Consider the following 18,188-nt stretch of genomic DNA (forward strand, 5'->3'; position numbering starts at 1 on the left):
CGATATGCGTCTGAAAGCCCTATAGGCTTTCAGACACACACTTATTACTCTGGGAATGCCGGGTTCAGGCGAGATGAGTCTCGACCCGACCGGTGACAACCGAGAGGACGACGCCGAAGACGGAGAACGCCCCAAGGTCCCGGAGGGTGTTCTTCGCGGGATCGAGGATATCGCTGAGGGGCGGACAGCGACTAAGGATGACCTCGAATCCGTCCTGAAGTACTGATTCTGTTCTAGCAGCTGTGAGCCGGGTACCCCTGTCTGACGAAGAGACTCGGGTCATCTTCGCCGGTGAAGCGCTTGAGAACTTCGCTGCCCTTGACGCTGGAGAACAGGAAGACGTTGTCAACCGGCTATTGAATATCGCCACGAGCGAGGCCTCGCCTCGCTCTTTCGTGTACGAGCAGATTGGCAATCTCGACATTATTGTTGTCGGTGATCAAGGACGCCTGTACACGAAAGTCGTAGACAAAATTCCCCGTGGAAACACGGAGTACCACGTGATTTTCGTTCTTTTTCATCGATCCTTACCACGACTACCCACCCAAAGCGCTGGCAGAGTACAGTAGGAGTGCAGAATCCAGAGGTGAGTATGTTACATCGCTTGAGGAAGTAGAAGATGTTGACCAGTACTTCAGAGAACAGAACGCGCTCGACGAAGACGACCTCCGAGATCTCCTCCCATAGCGTACCCTAGGCACGGTTCCAACAACCAGATCCTCCATAGGCATTCTTCCGCTGAATCATTGGAGGTGGGCCCGGAGAATGGATATCTCCAGCCTTCGACCCCAGGGCTATGTACAGAACTATTCTGTGTATTCAGCACAACTGATGACACTGCATAAAGGTATCAACTAGCCGGACTCCCTCTACTTTCACCATGGTTGGCTCGCCTTTTTGCTAGTAGCTCCGTAAGAATCGGTGGAGCCTGGAAGCCAGTGTGACACGCTCCAGTGCTCCATTCCCCTAATGTCGATCACGAGCCTCGGCAGTTGTCCGGTCTGCGGGAGCGATATTCCATCAGATTTGCTGCTCATCGAATACGAAACCGGCGTCTTCGCTGAGTGCCCGCAGTGTCGAGAACCAGTACATCCTGAATGACTGTGACCAGGAACTGTGGTGAGTCCGCACACCTACTGAGCGGCAAGTTCAAAACACGACAACAAACATAGGTGATATCCTCAACGCCGTTCGTCAGAAATTCGAAACCCTGCCTATATCGAGAGCGGGTGTTACTCTACCGTCGCTTGCAGGGCTTCCAGTTTCTCGATCGCGGCGTGTACCTCATCACGAAGATCGTCAGCCGACTCGCCCGACTCTTCCTCCTGCGCTAACTCGCTCAACAGCGTCGCCCCATCCGCATCAACTGACTCGTCCGTAGCGTCACCGCCCCACGTTTCCGTCTGACTGTCATCGTCACCGTCCTCCGCGACGGCGTCGAGGCGCTGCTGTGCATCTGCGTCATCCTCGTCTGCCTCACCAGCACGATTCGCGTCCTGGTCTTGGGTGTCTGTCGGTGGTCGCCCGCCGCGACTGAACGCGTCCAGCGGGAAGTCGAACGCGTACCCGCGGTTCGCCTTGTAGAACGTCGAGCGGCGCGACACACCCAGCACATCCATGATGGCGTCCCGATCACACCCGCGGTCAACCGCCCGCCTGACCTGCTCGTCCTCCATGCGCTGCAACAACAACTGGTCGTCGTCCGGGATGTGCCCGCGCGCGGACACGCCGACCTGATCGACGAGTCCCCACTCACCGGTCTCGACGTCCTTATCGACGAGCTGCTGCTCACGCCCATCGACCTGGTTATCGAGCCCCATGAGCACCCACAGGCGTTCCCTGACAGAGGACACGGTCAAGTCCGCCGTGAGTGCAGCGGCGATCTCACCGGTTCGCGCCGGCCCCTCGTCTGCCAGCACCTGCAGAATCTCGATGTCTTGGGAGAGCAGCACCGTCCGATCTTCTTCCGTGAGCCGCACCGGCGCGTCAGTCGGGTCCACCTGCTGGTGCAGCCACTTGTGACACGGCCGGCACATGACCGTCAAGTTCTCCTCGTCGTGCTCGTCCATGCCGGCAGGGTCCCGCTCGATGTGGTGGACGTGCAGCGCTGCGAGGCCGCCTTCCTCCGGGCCACGCCGCCCACAGGCCTGGCATCGATGCGAGTAGTCGTCGAGGACAGCGTCGCGCGTCGCTGCCGGCACCGACTCGTGACACGCTTCGTGGTCCTCGTGGTCTCGATGTCCGTCCGCCTGCGTCGGTGATGTGTCTGTACTGCCGTCGCCTGAGTGTCGTGACTGTGTTGGCATCGGTCAGTCGTCGTGTTCAGTCGTTCCCGCTCGATCCGCCTCGCGTGTGTCGTGGTGTATCGCTTCAATCCGCAGTCACAGCACACTGCGCCGTCGCGTCAGGACGCTCCACCTCACCCCGGCGGGCCTTTCTGATTCGTCACCCGCAGCGGCGGCGATGCTCCCCAAATCATGGATCTCGTGTCGGTGTCAGCGACTTAACTCGGAACTCTGATTTCGCGCAGTACCGTTCCGCGACGCGCCCGAGCGCTTTCGTTCGGAGCACGTCCGCCACGTTATGTCGGACGAGCTCGTCGAACCGCCCGTCCTCGAACGCCGCCACTGCTTCTTTGCTGTCGTCGAACGGATCCAGTTCACAGTACGGCCCGTCACACAGGACCGTGTACGCTCGCGCCAAGTCGGTCACCGCGTCGCCGTCAACGGTCGTGTTGAACCGGTCCGACACTACGGGCAGCAGGTCAGCGTACGCGACGTCGTCAAACGGCCACGGCAACCCGACACGCGCAAACCGCGTTCGGAGGAACGGGACGTCGAACCCGCCGCTCCACGTCTCCCCGTTGAACGCGACCAGCAGCACGTCCCGCCCGCAACACCGTTCCGCCACGAACGACGACACCGCCGCCAACAGGCCCTGCTCCGCGGAATGCGTAGACACGTTCACAAGCGTCCCGGCGTCGTCCTCGATACCCGCTGTAACGTCGTCGCCAACTGTCTCCACCGGTCGCCCGCCCGTCTGAAGGAACACGCGGACGCCCATCGGCACCGCGAAGCCAACAACCGTCACTTCGTCATCGACATCGAACCCGGTCGTCTCGATATCGAACGCGACTTGCTCCAACACCATCACGCATCACCCCCCGCACGCCCCTCTCCACGTCCCGGCACACGGTCCGTCCCGGCCGGCCTGACACGCAGCTCGCCGAACCCGAATCGAGAGTGCGTGCCGACCCGCGTCACCCCGTTCTTCGCCGTCCGTACCGGATCCGACCCGGCGTACGCGACGACCTGCCCGTGATCCACCGTCTCGACAGCGTACGACGCATCACCGTCAACCAGCCGCGTCTCCCGCCGACGTAACTCCTCGCCGCCCGGCGACGCCTGGACTGCATCAGACTCCACACGCCACCACCACGGCACGTCCTGCGCATCAGCCCCGGGCTGCTCACTCGCCAGCACGTACGGCGTCACCAACTCGATCTCGACCCCGTCGTCAGCGTCTTCCAGCCGCGAGTAATCCAACGCGTCCAACTCGACGAGTTGCGTGTCCGCCACGGAGAGTTCACCGAACCCGTAGTTCCGCGCGCCGCCGACACGAATCCCGTCCAGCACGTCCGTATCGACCGGCAGGATACCATCGTCGTCGCCGGCCCCGTCGGTGTCGGCGTGCAGGTAGCAGTGCACGTACCACGACACGGACCGTCGGTGATCCCGCAGCTCCGCCGGCCGGCCGAACCAACACGTGTCAGCGAACGCCACGTGGTCCCCGTGCTGCTGCACGTCGAGCACGTTATGCGCGTCGCGCGGCCGTGACGACAGTAACCAGCGCTGCGCTGCATCCCGGAACACGAACAAATCATCGTACGACCGAACCTCCGGGAGTGACTGCCCGAGTTTCCCCGCATACCCGTCCTGTGATGCCGCCGCCGGGAACTCACCGTACTCGCCCGGGAGGAACACGCCGTGACTCACGTGCAGCGAGCGCCGCGTCGCCGCATCGACACGCCGCGCAACCGCGTTGAACAGTGCGTTCCCCGTCACAAAATACGGGTGCCCGAGGTACTGCGCCTCCAGTTCGAACAACACTTGCTGAATCCGCGTCACCGCCGCTCACCCCCATCTGTGCTGCCGTCACGTCCGACCGGTTGTGCTGGCGTGAACGCCGCGACGTACTCCTCGATAAACTGGAGCGCCGCCGACCACGACCGGATCCGCCGCAACTGCGCGTCTAACACGCGCCACCGCCGCGACCCGGCCACGTCGAACGGGATCTCAGGCAGGCGCGACCACACGTCCGCGAACGACCGCGCCGGCACGGCACCGAGTCGCGCCGCCGGCCGCCCGTCAGGGTCTCGCGTCACGTGCAGTGTGAACGCCGACGTCGCCAGCACCGTACGATGCGGCACCACGGCACCCCCTTCGTTTCCACTGCGTGTCACCGCGAGCCACAGGTCCTCGAACGCAGCGCCGGCGCGGTAATTATCCAACAGCGCCGCCGCCAGCACCGTGTGGTACTTCACTGACGTGTACGGGTAGTACGGCGATTCACTGAACGCCGCTGGCAGCGACGCCGACAACCACGCCGCATGCAACTGGTCGGCGTCGTCGAACCGCAGCAACTCCCGTAGCGACGCATCGGCAGCCGCCGGCGACACCGGCTCCCCAGTCAACAGGGAGAGGCGTCGCCACGACGCGTGCGCATCCACCGTCTGCTCCGGATCCCCACGGGGCCGACTCAACAACGCCGCATCCACATCCGCACCCGCCGGCACCGGCTCGTTCACCGGCACGCCATGGACGCACTCCGCCGCGTGCTCGTGCGCCCGCGACCGGAGCTTGTGGACGTCGTGCCGGTACACCGCCACCATCGGCTCAACCGACACGTCACTGTCTGCATCGTCGCCAGCCGCCGACGCCTCACGCATCACGATCACCTTGACCAGTATCGTTGTCACCAGCGTCGCCCGCATGAGCCGCATCGTCGTCGCCCGACGCCGCCTCCCGCTCCTGCGCCGTGCGTAGATCAACTTGCGGTTCCGCCAACGCATCTAACTCCTCACGCTCACCCGCGTCACCAGCAGCTGCATCCGAACAGCCACACGCACAGTCACCATCACTCGACGCGACACGCTCAACAGCCGCTTCGCGTTCCTGCACCGTTCGCAAGTCTGTCTGTGGTTCTGCCAGTTCCTCCACCGCCTCATTCACAGTACACCGTGACTCGTCACCCGCCGACGAGTCATCCGCACCGCCGTCAGTCACGCCCCATCACCCCTGTCTTCACCGTCAGTATCACCGTCCGGGACCGGCACGTCACCATCGCGTTTGGCGACCCGTGCCTGCAACGCTTCCACGAACACTGGGCGGTACGCCGACCGCCACGTCTCGTCTTTCTGCTCCATCGCCGTCGTCGCCGCCTGCCCGCGGTGAAACACGCGGCGCACCTCCTGTTCAGTGTAGAGTGGATTCACGATCCAGGCGTCCGCAATCCCCGCACCGAAGTTCCGCGCCCCACCGATCTGGAACGCGTACTCATCACTGTGCGCGTCGAGGAACGACACCGCTTCCACAAGCAGCCCGACGAACTCCGGTTTCAGGTCTCGCAGCGTCAGCTTCCACGTCCCCTCGACGTTCCCCAGCACATCCCGCTGGGCGTGCCGCAACGGCTGCCCGCCGTCCGCCGCATTCCGCGAGCGCACTTGGTTCGACACTTGGCGGAAATGCGCTTCCGCCTCACCATCCAACACATCGACGTTCCGGCGAATCGGCGAGAACGACACCGGGCGGCGCAGCAGCTTCCCCGGCTGATCACCGAACCCGCCGAACACGTCGTACACGACACACCCGGCATCGTGCTCGTCAAGACACGCACCCTTCTCGTGATACCCGGACTCCAAGTCACGGTCGTACACGTCCGCACGCATGAAGTCCGCATTCGCCTCCCCAGGATGACACGCCGTCGCCCCCGCAATCTGCACCACTTCCTCACACCCGTGCCGCAACCAGCCACTCAGGGTGAACGGCGAAATCTGCCCCTCGATCTGATTCATCGGGTCATCCGCCTCGTACCGGTCCGCAGACGCGTGATGCCGGTCCGTCACAACCCCATCACCAGGAGCCAACAAGTCGATTTCCAGCCCGACGTACACGTCCGGGAACAGCAAGTCCTCAGCAGTGTCCGGGAACGCGACGTCACCCGGCAAATGCGACGCATCCAGCACCTGCTCGCGGGTCATCGCCGCTCACCTCCACGGAACGCATCATGTCGCTCGACAGCCGGTCGCGTCCCGCACCGTTCCGCACGAACGTTCAATACCTGCTCAACCAACGGAACCGGGCCATTCGGTTCACCACTCTCAGTGCCAGCACCTGCATCAGTGTCCTGAACTGGGAATTCAGTCAGTGACTGCGTCGCCGCCGTACTCACCCCCACCACCGCAGGCGCAAGCAACACCGGCCACGCCGACTGCGTCACCACATCCGAACACCAGCCAACACGGCCCGCAACAACGAGTTCCCGCACACCAAGCGTGAACTCCTCCGGATGATCGTGCCGGCCACCACCACACATTACGTACCCCAGCTGAAACACCGGCGCTCCAGCCGGGCGAAACACGTACACCGCAACCGCATCTCCCTCGGACAAGGAAGAACCGCACACTTGACACGTCGCGGCCCCCACTCCGAGCGAAATATTATTTATTTGATGTATTTCTTCAATAGTCGGCCTGCCGCTGCCTTCTTGTGTTTCAGGGTTTGAGTTTTTCATGGGTTCTCACGCGGCATTTTGAACCCAGCCTGGGTGCTGCAACACCCAGGCACTTCTGCTCAACTGTGCCCGAGGGCTGGGTTCGCATCCATTAGTCAGGGAGCCATTGGTAAATACCTTTGGACAATTGACTAATGGGGTGTGTCCCAGTAGTCATTAGTGACCCAACTTGCATTGAGACTATATGGGAAGTCGGGACCGTGATGAGGAAAGCGGGCAATTCACCGAGGAATACCCGCGTGAGGACTTCTTAGAAGCTCTTAAAGAATTCGGTCCTGCAGGAACAACCGATATCTCAAATAAGGTGGGTTGTGACAGAAGAACTGCGTATCTGAAGCTTCAAGCACTCGAAGAGGAGGGTGTGATAGAAAGTCAAAAAGTTGGGAACTCTCTCTTGTGGGAGTTAGCAGACTAAGTGTCTATTACTCTGCTTCTATCAGGGTAAGATTCTGAACCGGGAATGGATTAGCACTTTCTTGACCCACGTCTGCATAGTGCCAAAGATGACCATCCACTTCATATAAGAATGACTCGTCACCAGCAGCTTTCACGCGGATACGGTCTCCGAATTCTTCGTCGTCTTCCCTAGCAAGAACGGTGAGCGGCTCAACAGGCCACTCGAAAAAGGTCACTTTGTCACCTCGCTCCAAATCTTGGAACGTTTCTAGGTCCCCCTCACTTTGATTACGAGGTTCCAGGTCGGGATTATGGTTAATGTTCATAGCTCGATGGTGTCACAGAGACCACTTAACCCTGTGTAGTAGTATTGCGTTGGTAACTGAGATTGAAGGTTTTCTGAAAGAATGATATACTATTCTACACGGGGTGCCCGTGAAAGCCACTCCAGAACAGTCTGTTCCGCGCTATCAGGTGATGGGACCGACTCGGTTCCGCCGAGCAAGTTCTTTACAGATTCGTTTGTTGATGCTGGCTGTACGACCTCCGCTGTTTGAGTGTCGTCTACGTGGTCCGCCGTGGTCACTTGAGAGCCGCTCTTACCGTGGGTCCCACACACGAATTCAAGGATATCTGACTCATCGGCTATTGCATCGTTGATAAGAGCTTCAAACAGCGGGTCGCCTGGTAGTAAGAGTCTGATTGACGGATACGACTCCGAAATTTCTGGATCGAACGTAACTACTAGTCCCTCTCCTCCGAGTTCTGCCTGTGCGGTTTCTGTGAACGAGTCGGCAACGGTTATCCGGTCGAGATCGGGTGTATGAAGCACATAAGCGTCATCGATCACGCTGGAGAAATCATCCTTCCGTTCGTGATTTCGCAGTGCAGTAAATTCCCAACCAGCCTCCTCAAGACGGGTGCTCTGGGTCAGAAGTGTTTCAATCGTTCCGAGATCAACTAGGGGTTCGTACGCTCTATCTTCACTTCCGACGCTCTCCAGCGCGGGATGGCAGTATGGCTCCCATCCGTCAAGTCCAGAACTCTCGATAATTGCCTCACGTGTCGTCGCTGAATCGGCTTCGTCTTCCAGACCTGTCTCTTCCGCTTTTTGTTGTGCTTGTTGCGCCTTGTCGTCGGCCTTCTGAACTACCTGCTCTGCAGACTCATTTCCGTCAGTAGTTCCACCCATGACGGCGTTTTTGATGTCTGACTCAATACTGTTCAGAACTGGTCGCATTGGCCCAACAACGTTCTCGAACAACTGTAGTCGCCCCTCCAACTCCTCGTAGATGTCCCCGTCAATACTGTCTTTGTACGCGTAGTTGATGATCTTCACAATCTCGTTTTTCTGCCCGATTCGGTCGATGCGTCCAATTCGCTGTTCGACACGCATCGGGTTCCATGGTAAGTCGAAGTTGATCAGTGCGTCAGCTGTTTGGAGGTTGAGTCCCTCACTTGCGCTGTCGGTACATATTAGAATATTGGTACTTCCTTGTGTGAAATCCCGCTTGATTTCCTCTTTGCCAACGTTATCCCACTCTCCAGTATCGACGTCGTATCGCATTCCACCCTTCCCACTGTAGGTCCCGACGTGAGGGTGGGTATCTGTGAGCGTTTCTCGAATATGCTCTAGTGTGTCGTGATACTGGGTGAATATGATGATGTTGTCCTTCGCGTCTTGACGTAGTTCCCGGATATCACGTCCTAACTGGGCGACCTTCGGGTCCGTGTGGGCACGATCAAGGTCATCTACGAACTCTTGGAGGGCCGAACGCTCGGCACGGATTACACTCGCAGCTTCACCGCTGCTGGGGCGGTAGGCGTCAAGTGATTCTTGCCCGATTGTTTCGTCGATGGTGGCTTCGGTCACGCCAGAGTCCTTACTGAGCTCTGAGACCTCCTCCGTTAGGTCTTCGACTTTACCATCGAGCTTCTCCATACGCCGCTTGAGACTCTGTCGGATTGCGTGGAGGCTGCTTGTTAGCCGCTGGCGGTACGTGGTCATCACGAACCCGAGGGCGAGTTTTTCTTTCCCAGTGAGTACCTTCTGTGATTGCTTGTAGGTCTCGTCGATGTACTCCTCGACTTTGTCATATAGCGGCTCTGCATCGCCCAGTTCGATTCGAGTAGTTTCTACGTCTCGCGTCGGGACCGTGTCATCGAGTAGGTCGAGTTCTTGGCACTTCTCAAGGACAGCACGAGTATTCCGGAAGATTCGTGATTGAACTGGCGTGGCCCACTGGGAGGCTTCTACAAGTGCCTTCCACTCTACCGGGCCAAGATCGAACATCAACGATGTCGGGTCATCCAAACGAGAGGATGTCTCACGAACACCGAGTAATTTCTCCAGCGCTTTGCGCTGCTGAATCGAGCCAGTATCAGTTTCTTCGATCACCTCTCTCGCTTGGTCGCCGTATCCAGGGTTCGACTGGATGTGCTCATGGAGTAGTTCCCCGAAACGTTCGAGCTTCGGCCGGCCTTCGTTTTCTTCGAGGTCGAGTTCCTCTTGGAAGCGCTTCAGTACCTGCTGCCGTCCATCGGTGACACTCTGATAGCTCTCGTCCACTGTTTCAAGGCTTTCTCCGAGGGCTCGGCGTGTTTCGAAGAACTCGACGAATCGTTCCTTGTTGTCCCACTCCTGCGGTAAGTCGCACAGTCGGAGAAGGTCGTATAGTTCCCCCACATTGAGTTGCATGGGCGTCGCGGTGAGAGCGTATAGACAGCGGGAGACGTCCTCCGTTTGGCCGAGTAGGTCGTACAGCTTTGTTCCTTCTCTCGCGCTGTGTGCCTCGTCAACGACGGTGAGGTCCCAGATTTCGTCGTCTATCTTTGGTGCGACGTGTGACTGGTTTCCCTCCATCCGTGCGGTGTGCCATGATTCAATGACTACTGTCGGCTGGTCTCGCTGTGTGACGAACGATCCAATCGGTGTCTCTTCCCAGTTTGCTGCATCGACGTTCCCTGAGATCGGGATTTGGTCGTCGCTTTGGGTTCCGAGAGGGCCGACCATGTAGTCGCCGTCGTATGAGCGTTCGTGGTAGTATGCGTGTATGTTGAATCGGTCGAGTAGTTCTTCTTGCCACTGCTGAACGAGGCCTGCAGGAACAAGGAATAACGCGTTCTCGACCTGTTCGGTCTGCATCAACCGTGAGAGGGTGATTCCCGCTTCGATGGTCTTCCCTAGTCCAACTTCGTCACAGAAGAGGAGGTTATTCGGGTAGATACTGACTGCTGTATCGGAAATCGTGCGCTGATGTGGCCACGGTGTGACGGTGCTGATTTCTTCTGCGAGATGCATCCCCCCTGGGGTGCGCCCGGCGAGCGAGACGACGCTTGCAGTATCGTTCTCCGGAACGATCGTCTGTGAGTTGTGATTTTGAACACGTTCGACGTGTTCGTCGAGTGTTCCATCGGTGTCCTTCCAGTCGATCAGGTCTTGGCGAGCAGCCTCGTCCAGTTCATAGACATCGACTGACGGGTGGAACCCGTTCCAAAGTGCGTTGAATGTCGAGACGTCTTCCTCGACGTACTTCGCTTCGCCTTGGTTCCACGAGCGGTGGACTTTGAATCGCTCATAGTTGTACTGCCATGCGCTCAGGGTCTCATTGATGCTTCCTTCAAAGGTGAGCGTGTTGCCGTCACCATCGACGCCGATACCGAGTTTTGGGTGGAAGAGTCCGTCACCAGCCTTTGGGTCGCCGACCTTGATCTGGAGGTCGCCCCGATCTAGGAGCGTCGCAATAATCTTGAGTTGGGATTCGACCCACGGTTCAAGCGGCTCGTCAGCGTCGGGGAACATCGCCCCTTTCTCTTGTTCTTGGAGGTCCGCACCGGCGATGACGCGGACGGTACCTCCAGTTTCGAGTAGGGAATCGACGCCCTCTAGCGCATGTGCGAGGCTCCGAAGACTCAGGTAGCCCGCCAGTCGGTCGTATCTGATGACCTCATCGAGAAACGGTTTGTAGAACGTCTCCATGAGGGTCCGGTTGCTCCGGAACTCGCTCTCGTATACCGGGTCCCACGGGACGTCCTGTAAGCTCATTATTCGTGGTCGCTGAGTTCAGTTTGGCCGTCTTTCGTCATGTCGATGTGATCGAGGTTGATGTCGAGGTAGTCGCCAGTTTCGCCGGAAACGATGTTGACGAGAGTTTCACGCATGTCCGACTCAGTGGGTAGAACCTCTAGTAGAGCAGTTATCGTCGCTTCGAATTCTTGGTCCGATTTGAGGTTTCGGTCCGAGAGCCACTGCCAAGCTGCGCGGGCCCCTTCGCGTTCGTAGACGTGAATCGCGGAGTGGACCGCGTCGATGTTGTAGGTGAATCGAGTGTCGGTCGGGTTGACTGGATACTTCCGAGAGGATGGGTCCTCAGCATCGTCGCTTTTCAGCATGACGATGTCCTGAACGCGGTCAGTGTGGTCTTTCAGCTGGATGTCCTTCCCACTCTTTCCCCAGATCTTGGTTGGACGCTTGATGTTGTCAATATCGACGTTGGCAGCGACGCCCAACTGTCGTGCCTCGTCGTAGGGGATGGTGTCGTTCTCGTAGATGAGCCACGAGAGAATGTACCAGCGCGAGAGCGAGTCGATTTGCTCAATACCGTCGGTCTTGAGGAATCGTTCAGCGAGTACACCCGTAACTGCCTCTCGGGCCTGACTCAGCGCCTCCCGAGGCCGGATCTCTTCGCCCTTCTTGTTCACGACGGGGTACTCCTCGGCGTACTTCTGCAGCGTTGGGCCGTAGGCGGCGATGGCCGTGTCCGTCTTCGAGATGTTGTATCCTGAGTCTAAGATATCTTCCGCTTGGTCCCTGGCTGCCTCCCGAATATCGTCTTGTACATCTTCCCAAAGTGTTCGTCCTGTAGTCTGGTCTTCTCGCTTACGGGCGACGAGGAAGATGGAACTATCTGCGCTCGCTTTCCCCTGCAGTCCGACCCGATCTCCCATTTCGGTTTTAATCGGGTGGGTGGCAGTAATTGTGAAGCCTGCGTTGATGAGTGCTGAAGTGAGTGTGTCCCAAGCATCCATCTCTCGATGGGTGAACATAACCGTCATTATGCCATTTTCCGTCAGGAGGTCTTGTGTCTCTGAGAAAATTTCCTCCATTTTTTCTTCGTAAAACGCGTCGGCCAGCTCATCTTTAGATTGGTCTCCGTCTGAGATATCTTCAAATCGGGCTGGATTCGCAATTGCCTCGTCAGCCTTATTTGTCAGCTTTTTCTGAAATAGATCTGGATGAATATCCTCTAGATATCTTTTTTGCACAACGTAAAACAGATCAGATAGCTCAGCGTACAGAATGCTGCTGTAGTATGGGGGGTCAACAATAGCGATATCTACTGATCCAGGTTCCCATTTGGATGTTAGCGTTGCTGCATCTTGTGACGAGAGATCTGCAGTACCCGTTGGTGAGAAGGATACTAGTTTCTCGTAAGATTCGATAACGTGGTTTGTACACCGAGTATAGCCACGTCGTGGCGCAGAGATATTATTATCCCCTGCCATTTTCTTGAAAGCATAATTATTATCAGAGAAGATTTTATCCGGAATTCCTCTGTCGTCGTACCACTGACTAAGCCGGGAATTAAATGTAATTGTTCTACTTACTGCCAGTGATAAGACTGTTAGAATTGCATCTGCCTTCTTGTCGTCATATTCTGATCTGACCTCTTCCTTGTGATCTTCAAATGCAGAATAATATTCATAGTGAGTGACTAGTTGTCGAGGATTGAATATATCGCGCCATTCTTCCATTCCCCAATTTGTTGGGTCGTTTATTCGACTACTCACTTCGATCGGTTCGGTAAGGAACGTGAGTAAATCAAAGTCGGACTCTACTCGATCACGCGCCTTCTCCATACCTCTCCGATCGACCTCGTCACCCGCTCTAAACTGATGTGTCCCATCTTCATTCTCGTAGTTAACACCATAGATGCTATAGTCAAATTCACCATTCTTTATTTTTGATTGAAGATCCTTTTTTAGCGTGGGAACATCACAATGTGGACACACTGCATCCCCGCTAGATACTGGACCATCATCGGGGTCATAGCTATCATCTACGTTTTCCACTTTGACATGTTCGTAATCTACGTCCCCGTTGCTGTATATTGGTCGAATCGCATCTCCACCTTCCGCTGTCTTATCAAGCCACCATTTCCCGGTTAGCGGAATATCGCCACCACACGAATCACATTTGATTAGATAGGTAAATGCCGAGTTTAGTATTGTTCTGCCCGGCTTTTTAGTAGGGAAATACGGCTCTATTGCCTCTGTTGCAGTTTGATGGATCTTATCTCGCCACTCATGTAGCTCCGATTCTATGGAACCGACGTTACGAACATAATCTAGTGCCGTTTTCATGACTAATGACGGGATCGGATTTAACTCATTTGCTTTTGTGTTAAATCCGTATCTCATCGCCTCAAATGGGATACTCCCACGGCCCGCAGTTGGATCTAGGATGGTTGGAGATTCACCACCCCATCCATCTTGAATTTCGTTATGAAGACGGTCAATCTCAGCTTTAGTCGGCGTTTGTGTGTTCGGATTGGGATACCCGTAATGGTCGTCAAGAGTACCGCTAGTTCTAGGCTCAGAAAATTTATTCTCTACAAATTCAGAGATCCCCGACTCCAACGCATTTGGACCCACTTGCATGAGTTTCAATAGCTCATCCGGTTCAATAGTACCGGGATATGCTGATGCTATAATTGACAGACGAACAGCGGGTGTAGGACGTGCGGCAAACCACTTGTGGAGACTTCGAAGCGGATGATATCGTCCCGACTCCATATCTTTCTGGCTTTCAATGTCAATAGCATTTAGCGGAAGTTTCGATTCGATTGAAACGGTCTCTGGAACATCTGCATCTTCTATTGGTGTTTTATCAGTCATATTTATTGTTAGAGGTGGTCGGCGAGCAGTACTCGGAGTGCTTTCGTTCCGTTTGGCGACGACGGTGAGCGAGCTTTGGCGTGCCAGTAGTAGCATTCGCCGAGGCTCATTTGGTCGATGCCTTTGGCGACGGCTCGGAGTTTGTCTCGGCGACGTATCGGCTTCATTGTCCGGAAGGCGATGGAGAGGCGTACGCCTGTGCCTTCTGGGAGGCTTACGCTGGCCGGTGCTCCGGTACAGATGATTTGCGGGTCGAGGTCGATTTCTTTGAACGTCGATTCGATGAGGAAGCTCACTTCGTTGAACGAGTCGCCACGGAGAGTTGCGATTTTGATCGCACACCAACTGTCCCAGGTGAACGGTCCGCTGTTGTCCGTACCGGGGAGTTCCGAGGGTGACTGGTCGCCGACGATGGCGTCGTTGAGGTCGTAGGTGGTGACGTTCTCTGACTTCTGTGCTTTGTCGAAGCGTTCCTTCCGTGCGGTAGCGATATCCTCCGGCGCGAGTTCGTACAGGCTGACCTCGTGTTGGTCGTCGATACGTTCCCGTGTGAGCACAAACGTCGGGCGGTTGCCGTACGCACCGGTGGTGAACGCGAAGGAGTTCCCTTCGGCGAGCCCTTTGCTCACGAGCCAGCCACCTCGCTTGCTTCGACTACCCGGATCTGAGTGTGCATCGTCACGGTGAACGCGTTGTCCACGGCGAGAAGGTCGTCGATGGCATCGAACGTCTCTTCGTAGAGGTGTCCGTCTTCTTGGTCGAACTCGATGCTGAAGTCCGCCTCTGCTGTGCGACCACCATCGGGGCTGGAGAGATCCTCCGGCTCCATGTTGAATCGGAGGTGGTCGGCGAACACGTCGGGGGTCCCGTTGAAATCGACCTCGAAGACGGATTCGCCGTCTCCATCGTTGGCCTCGTAGTCGAAGTTCATCGTGGTGTGGTCGCCGAACTTCTCGGAGTTGCTGAGTTTGTTGGCGGTGAACCACGTCCCCTTCCAGGCGTCTGCGCCGTCGATCCGTATCCATACGCCTTCGACAACAGAGGTGAGTTCGTCAGGATGACCGCGGTATTCCTCGTGTGCCTCGGTAAGCTCGTCGGCGATATCGGCACGCATCTCCTGCAGTGCACGCGAGATATGGACCGGGTCGGACGTTTCAACCTCGATGAGCCTGCTGAACGATTCGGGCTCGTCGATGTCGTCATCGACGTCGTCGTCGGTATTGTCACCATCGTCGGATTTGCCACCGTCACTCTCGTCTTCTGGCTCTTCCTCTTCCGGTTCTTCCCAGTCGATTTCGTCTCCGATGTCGGAAACCAACTCGTCGATGGACTTGTAGAGGGCGTGTGACTGCGTGAGTTTGACGTTCTGGTAGTCAAGCCCACTGGCGAGATTTTCGGCGTCGTCTAGTTCGTGCTCATCAGTCGAGAGCGTGGCATTCGACGTGTGGTATCCTTTCTGCAAGTCGTCGTCCCAGTACGCGTAGTTGGACTCGGACACCAACTTGGCGATGGTCTTGCGAAGCGGGATCGGTGAGAGGAGGATCTCGGCGTCTTGGCGCTTGCCGAATTGCTCTTCGAGTGCGCGCGTAGTCATCGACGTCGCGCCGACGTTCCAGATCGTCGCTTCGAACCAATCGACGCCGTACGCCCCTTCGCCCTCGGGAATGATTGCGCCCGCCTCTTCGAGCTTCTCGATTACGCTCTGGTGGATCGTACTGTCAGTCGTAACGTTCCGGTGTGCGAGGCCGTCGGCGGTCGGGAAGTACAGGTGCGTGTACGCTTTCTTGATGTCTTGGTCCAGCGTGCCTTTTGCGCTGTCGAGGCGCTCACCGAGTTTGTCCCGCTGTTCTTTGTTCAGTTCATACTGGTCGCCGAGGTTGTTCTGGATGTGTTTGATTGCGGCGACGCGCTCGGCAGTCCGTTTCGCATCGGTAACGTCGTTTGTGCTAGCTGCGAGGAAGACAACGTTGTTCTTGTACACCCGCGGCGTCTTCTGCCCACCACTGGAGGACGCCGTGTTTTTGAACAGCGTCTGAATCGTCTCTGGCACGGTCTCGTAGTCCGAGATCGTGACGGTATCGAAGTCCATCACGCACAGGTGTGCTTCGTCAGCCGTGTCCGGGATCTCGTGGGGCTGTTCTGGACCCACGATGACGTTGAGGCTACCCTGCCCAAGCGCCGAGTCAAGTGCTTCTTCGAGGTGTCGTCGAGCGAGCCCGTCCTGAAGCTGTTCGACGACGGAATCGACGAGTTTTGTCAGGTTCGGTTCAGACTTGAACTGGATCTTCTCGCCATTGTCTCCGTGGAGGAAGAAGCATGCAGAACGCCGACCTTCTCCGAGAAGGTTGTTCAGTGCGTCGTCGTAGTGAGCGAGTTCGACGTCGATATTGGCGACTGCGTGTCGAAGCGGCCGCCGCGTAGTACCGCGGCCTTCGGCACCTTTGACGATGCTCTTCCAGAGGATGGACGTAGTGAGTTGTGTTCCAAGCGGTGGGTGCCCGTTCTTTATCCAGTCTCGGTCTTCTTCCTCGGCGTTTGCGGTGCCGTCTTCAGAGTAGATGTCCGCTTTGATCGCCGCCTCGAAGTCCATATCGACCGAGGAGAACAGTCGCAAGAGCGTCGAACGGACGTCGCCATCGGATGGGTGGAGGTCGAACAGGCGAACGTAATGCCGTCCTCGTTCGTCATCTTGTCGCTTCCAGAGCCGTGCAACGCCCCGAGACAGGAGTTTGAGTGCTCCACGCGTTCGTTGGAACGATGGAAGCGAGTCGAGTTCTTCGGTGAGTGTGTCGATGACGGTCGGGTGAATTGGGTAACTCTCCTTCAGTCGTTCCTTGTGCTCCGCGCTTGCTGCATGGTCGGGGAAGGAATCACGATCACCGACGTAGAAGGACGCGTACGCATCGACTGTCGCGTCACGTCCGTCATCGCCAATGTCTTCGAACAACCGGTGGCGGAGCACGGCAGCGATTTCGCTGTCCTCTGTTGGGGTGATCGAGTCCTCGACACGGTCACTGATGCTGTTGAACTCGGAGATCGTCTCCGAGACGAGCCCTCGGATGTCTTCGGCTTGGTCGGCGAAGGCTGTGTCCGCAATACTTAGAACAACGGTGACTTTGTCGTTGTTCTGAGTCGCAGACAGCAGCGACATCAAGAACGCGTTTGTCTGCTTTGCAAGTGTTGAGTCCCCGATTTCCACGGCTGCAGCTTGCTCCAAGTATGCCGCAATCTCGTCGATGAGGATGAGCGACGGGTCGTCGTTACGCTCGAACAACCGTTCGAGCTTAGTAGTTCCAGGTGGGGTTCGGTTCTCGTCGTTTTCTCGAAGGAACTCGTACCCCTCACGTCCAAAGAGCTGATAGGCCATTTCGCCCCACATCGTCTTGGTTGCGGGGGCATCGGCGTCCTCGTAATTCGAACGGGCATCTTCTGCATCTACGTGTGTCCCGACAAAGACAGCGGTGTTGACGTCGAGCCCGAGTGCCGCGGCTTCGGTATAGTTGTCAGCGAGTTCTTGATCGTGGATGAAGTCGGAAATATCCGGGACAGCTTCAGGCGACTCGGCTAAGTGGTACGCGGCAATCTGGTTATGCGTCTTCCCACCGCCGAAACTCGTGTCGAGGCGGAGGATTCCGTTTGTCCCAGTGTAGTCGTCTTGGTGAGAGCCGACGAACCGAGTCGTGAGCCGTGTCAGCAGTTCTTGCAGCCCGCTTGTCGGGTAAGTCTTCTCAAAGAACAGCTGCGGGTCAGCGTAGACTTCTGGTGCATCACTGCTGTGTGCAACGTCTGCTAAGCTCGCAGCGAACTGGTCCTCTGCGAGCTCTCCAGTGAGAACATCCTGCCGTGGTTCACAGGTGTCGAATATACTGGGGACGTCACTTCGCTGTGCCGGTGTGGATTGTGTATCACTCATTCGTATCCTCGCTCATTGAGGACAGGTTTGCCTTCGCCCACTCTCGCACACGAATCATTGGCGGGACCATTGCGTAGTATCGGAGTATATCCGTGTGCCACTGCATATGTTACTGAAGGTGGGTTGACCCAGCGTTAACTTAGGCGTTTGGTAGTACTATTCATCTCGTCGTGAACGCAATTACCAGAAG

General features: G+C 57.0%; 12 protein-coding genes. 2 read left to right on the top strand and 10 right to left on the bottom strand.

Annotated elements, in window-relative coordinates; genetic code table 11:
* Positions 1-73 precede the first annotated feature (73 nt).
* Positions 74-226, top strand: a complete 153-nt coding sequence (locus B4589_RS04480) for a hypothetical protein (RefSeq protein WP_158081140.1) — start codon at positions 74-76, stop codon at positions 224-226.
* Between the two features lie 1,006 nt (positions 227-1,232).
* On the opposite strand, the gene B4589_RS04485 is transcribed toward B4589_RS04480, so the two are convergent.
* The 5 genes from B4589_RS04485 to B4589_RS04505 form a co-directional block, all read right to left on the bottom strand.
* Positions 1,233-2,201, bottom strand: a complete 969-nt coding sequence (locus B4589_RS04485) for an HNH endonuclease (RefSeq protein ID WP_394353845.1) — start codon at positions 2,199-2,201, stop codon at positions 1,233-1,235.
* 274 nt (positions 2,202-2,475) lie between these two features.
* Positions 2,476-3,150: a hypothetical protein gene (locus B4589_RS04490; protein ID WP_079233146.1), complete on the bottom strand. Its 675-nt coding sequence runs from the start codon at positions 3,148-3,150 to the stop codon at positions 2,476-2,478.
* Positions 3,150-4,127 carry a hypothetical protein gene (locus tag B4589_RS04495; protein ID WP_079233147.1) on the bottom strand — a complete coding sequence of 326 codons (978 nt, stop codon included), beginning with the start codon at positions 4,125-4,127 and terminating at the stop codon, positions 3,150-3,152. The genes B4589_RS04490 and B4589_RS04495 overlap by 1 nt, the downstream gene beginning before the upstream one ends.
* The gene (locus B4589_RS04500; protein WP_079235168.1) at positions 4,124-4,948 is read right to left on the bottom strand and encodes a hypothetical protein; all 825 of its coding nucleotides are present in this window, start codon (positions 4,946-4,948) and stop codon (positions 4,124-4,126) included. The genes B4589_RS04495 and B4589_RS04500 overlap by 4 nt, the downstream gene beginning before the upstream one ends.
* A gap of 333 nt (positions 4,949-5,281) precedes the next feature.
* Complete coding sequence (locus tag B4589_RS04505; RefSeq protein WP_079233148.1) at positions 5,282-6,259, bottom strand: hypothetical protein; 978 nt, start codon at positions 6,257-6,259, stop codon at positions 5,282-5,284.
* A 717-nt stretch (positions 6,260-6,976) separates the two neighbouring features.
* Between B4589_RS04505 and B4589_RS04510 the strand changes: the two genes are divergently transcribed.
* On the top strand, positions 6,977-7,207 hold the full coding sequence (locus tag B4589_RS04510) for a helix-turn-helix domain-containing protein (protein ID WP_079233149.1): 231 nt from the start codon (positions 6,977-6,979) through the stop codon (positions 7,205-7,207).
* Between the two features lie 7 nt (positions 7,208-7,214).
* On the opposite strand, the gene B4589_RS04515 is transcribed toward B4589_RS04510, so the two are convergent.
* From B4589_RS04515 to B4589_RS04535, 5 genes are all read right to left on the bottom strand, one after another.
* Positions 7,215-7,514, bottom strand: a complete 300-nt coding sequence (locus B4589_RS04515) for a hypothetical protein (protein ID WP_079233150.1) — start codon at positions 7,512-7,514, stop codon at positions 7,215-7,217.
* An 89-nt stretch (positions 7,515-7,603) separates the two neighbouring features.
* Positions 7,604-11,233, bottom strand: coding sequence for a DEAD/DEAH box helicase (locus B4589_RS04520; RefSeq protein WP_079233151.1), 3,630 nt, complete (start codon positions 11,231-11,233; stop codon positions 7,604-7,606).
* Positions 11,233-14,085: a DUF1156 domain-containing protein gene (locus B4589_RS04525; RefSeq protein WP_079233152.1), complete on the bottom strand. Its 2,853-nt coding sequence runs from the start codon at positions 14,083-14,085 to the stop codon at positions 11,233-11,235. Before B4589_RS04525 ends, B4589_RS04520 begins: the two co-directional genes overlap by 1 nt.
* Positions 14,086-14,093: 8 nt before the next feature.
* On the bottom strand, positions 14,094-14,714 hold the full coding sequence (locus tag B4589_RS04530; protein WP_079233153.1) for a hypothetical protein: 621 nt from the start codon (positions 14,712-14,714) through the stop codon (positions 14,094-14,096).
* On the bottom strand, positions 14,711-17,998 hold the full coding sequence (locus B4589_RS04535; protein ID WP_079233154.1) for an ATP-binding protein: 3,288 nt from the start codon (positions 17,996-17,998) through the stop codon (positions 14,711-14,713). The genes B4589_RS04530 and B4589_RS04535 overlap by 4 nt, the downstream gene beginning before the upstream one ends.
* Positions 17,999-18,188 lie beyond the last annotated feature (190 nt).

Source organism: Halolamina sp. CBA1230 (genome assembly GCF_002025255.2).
Classification (GTDB): Archaea; Halobacteriota; Halobacteria; order Halobacteriales; family Haloferacaceae; genus Halolamina.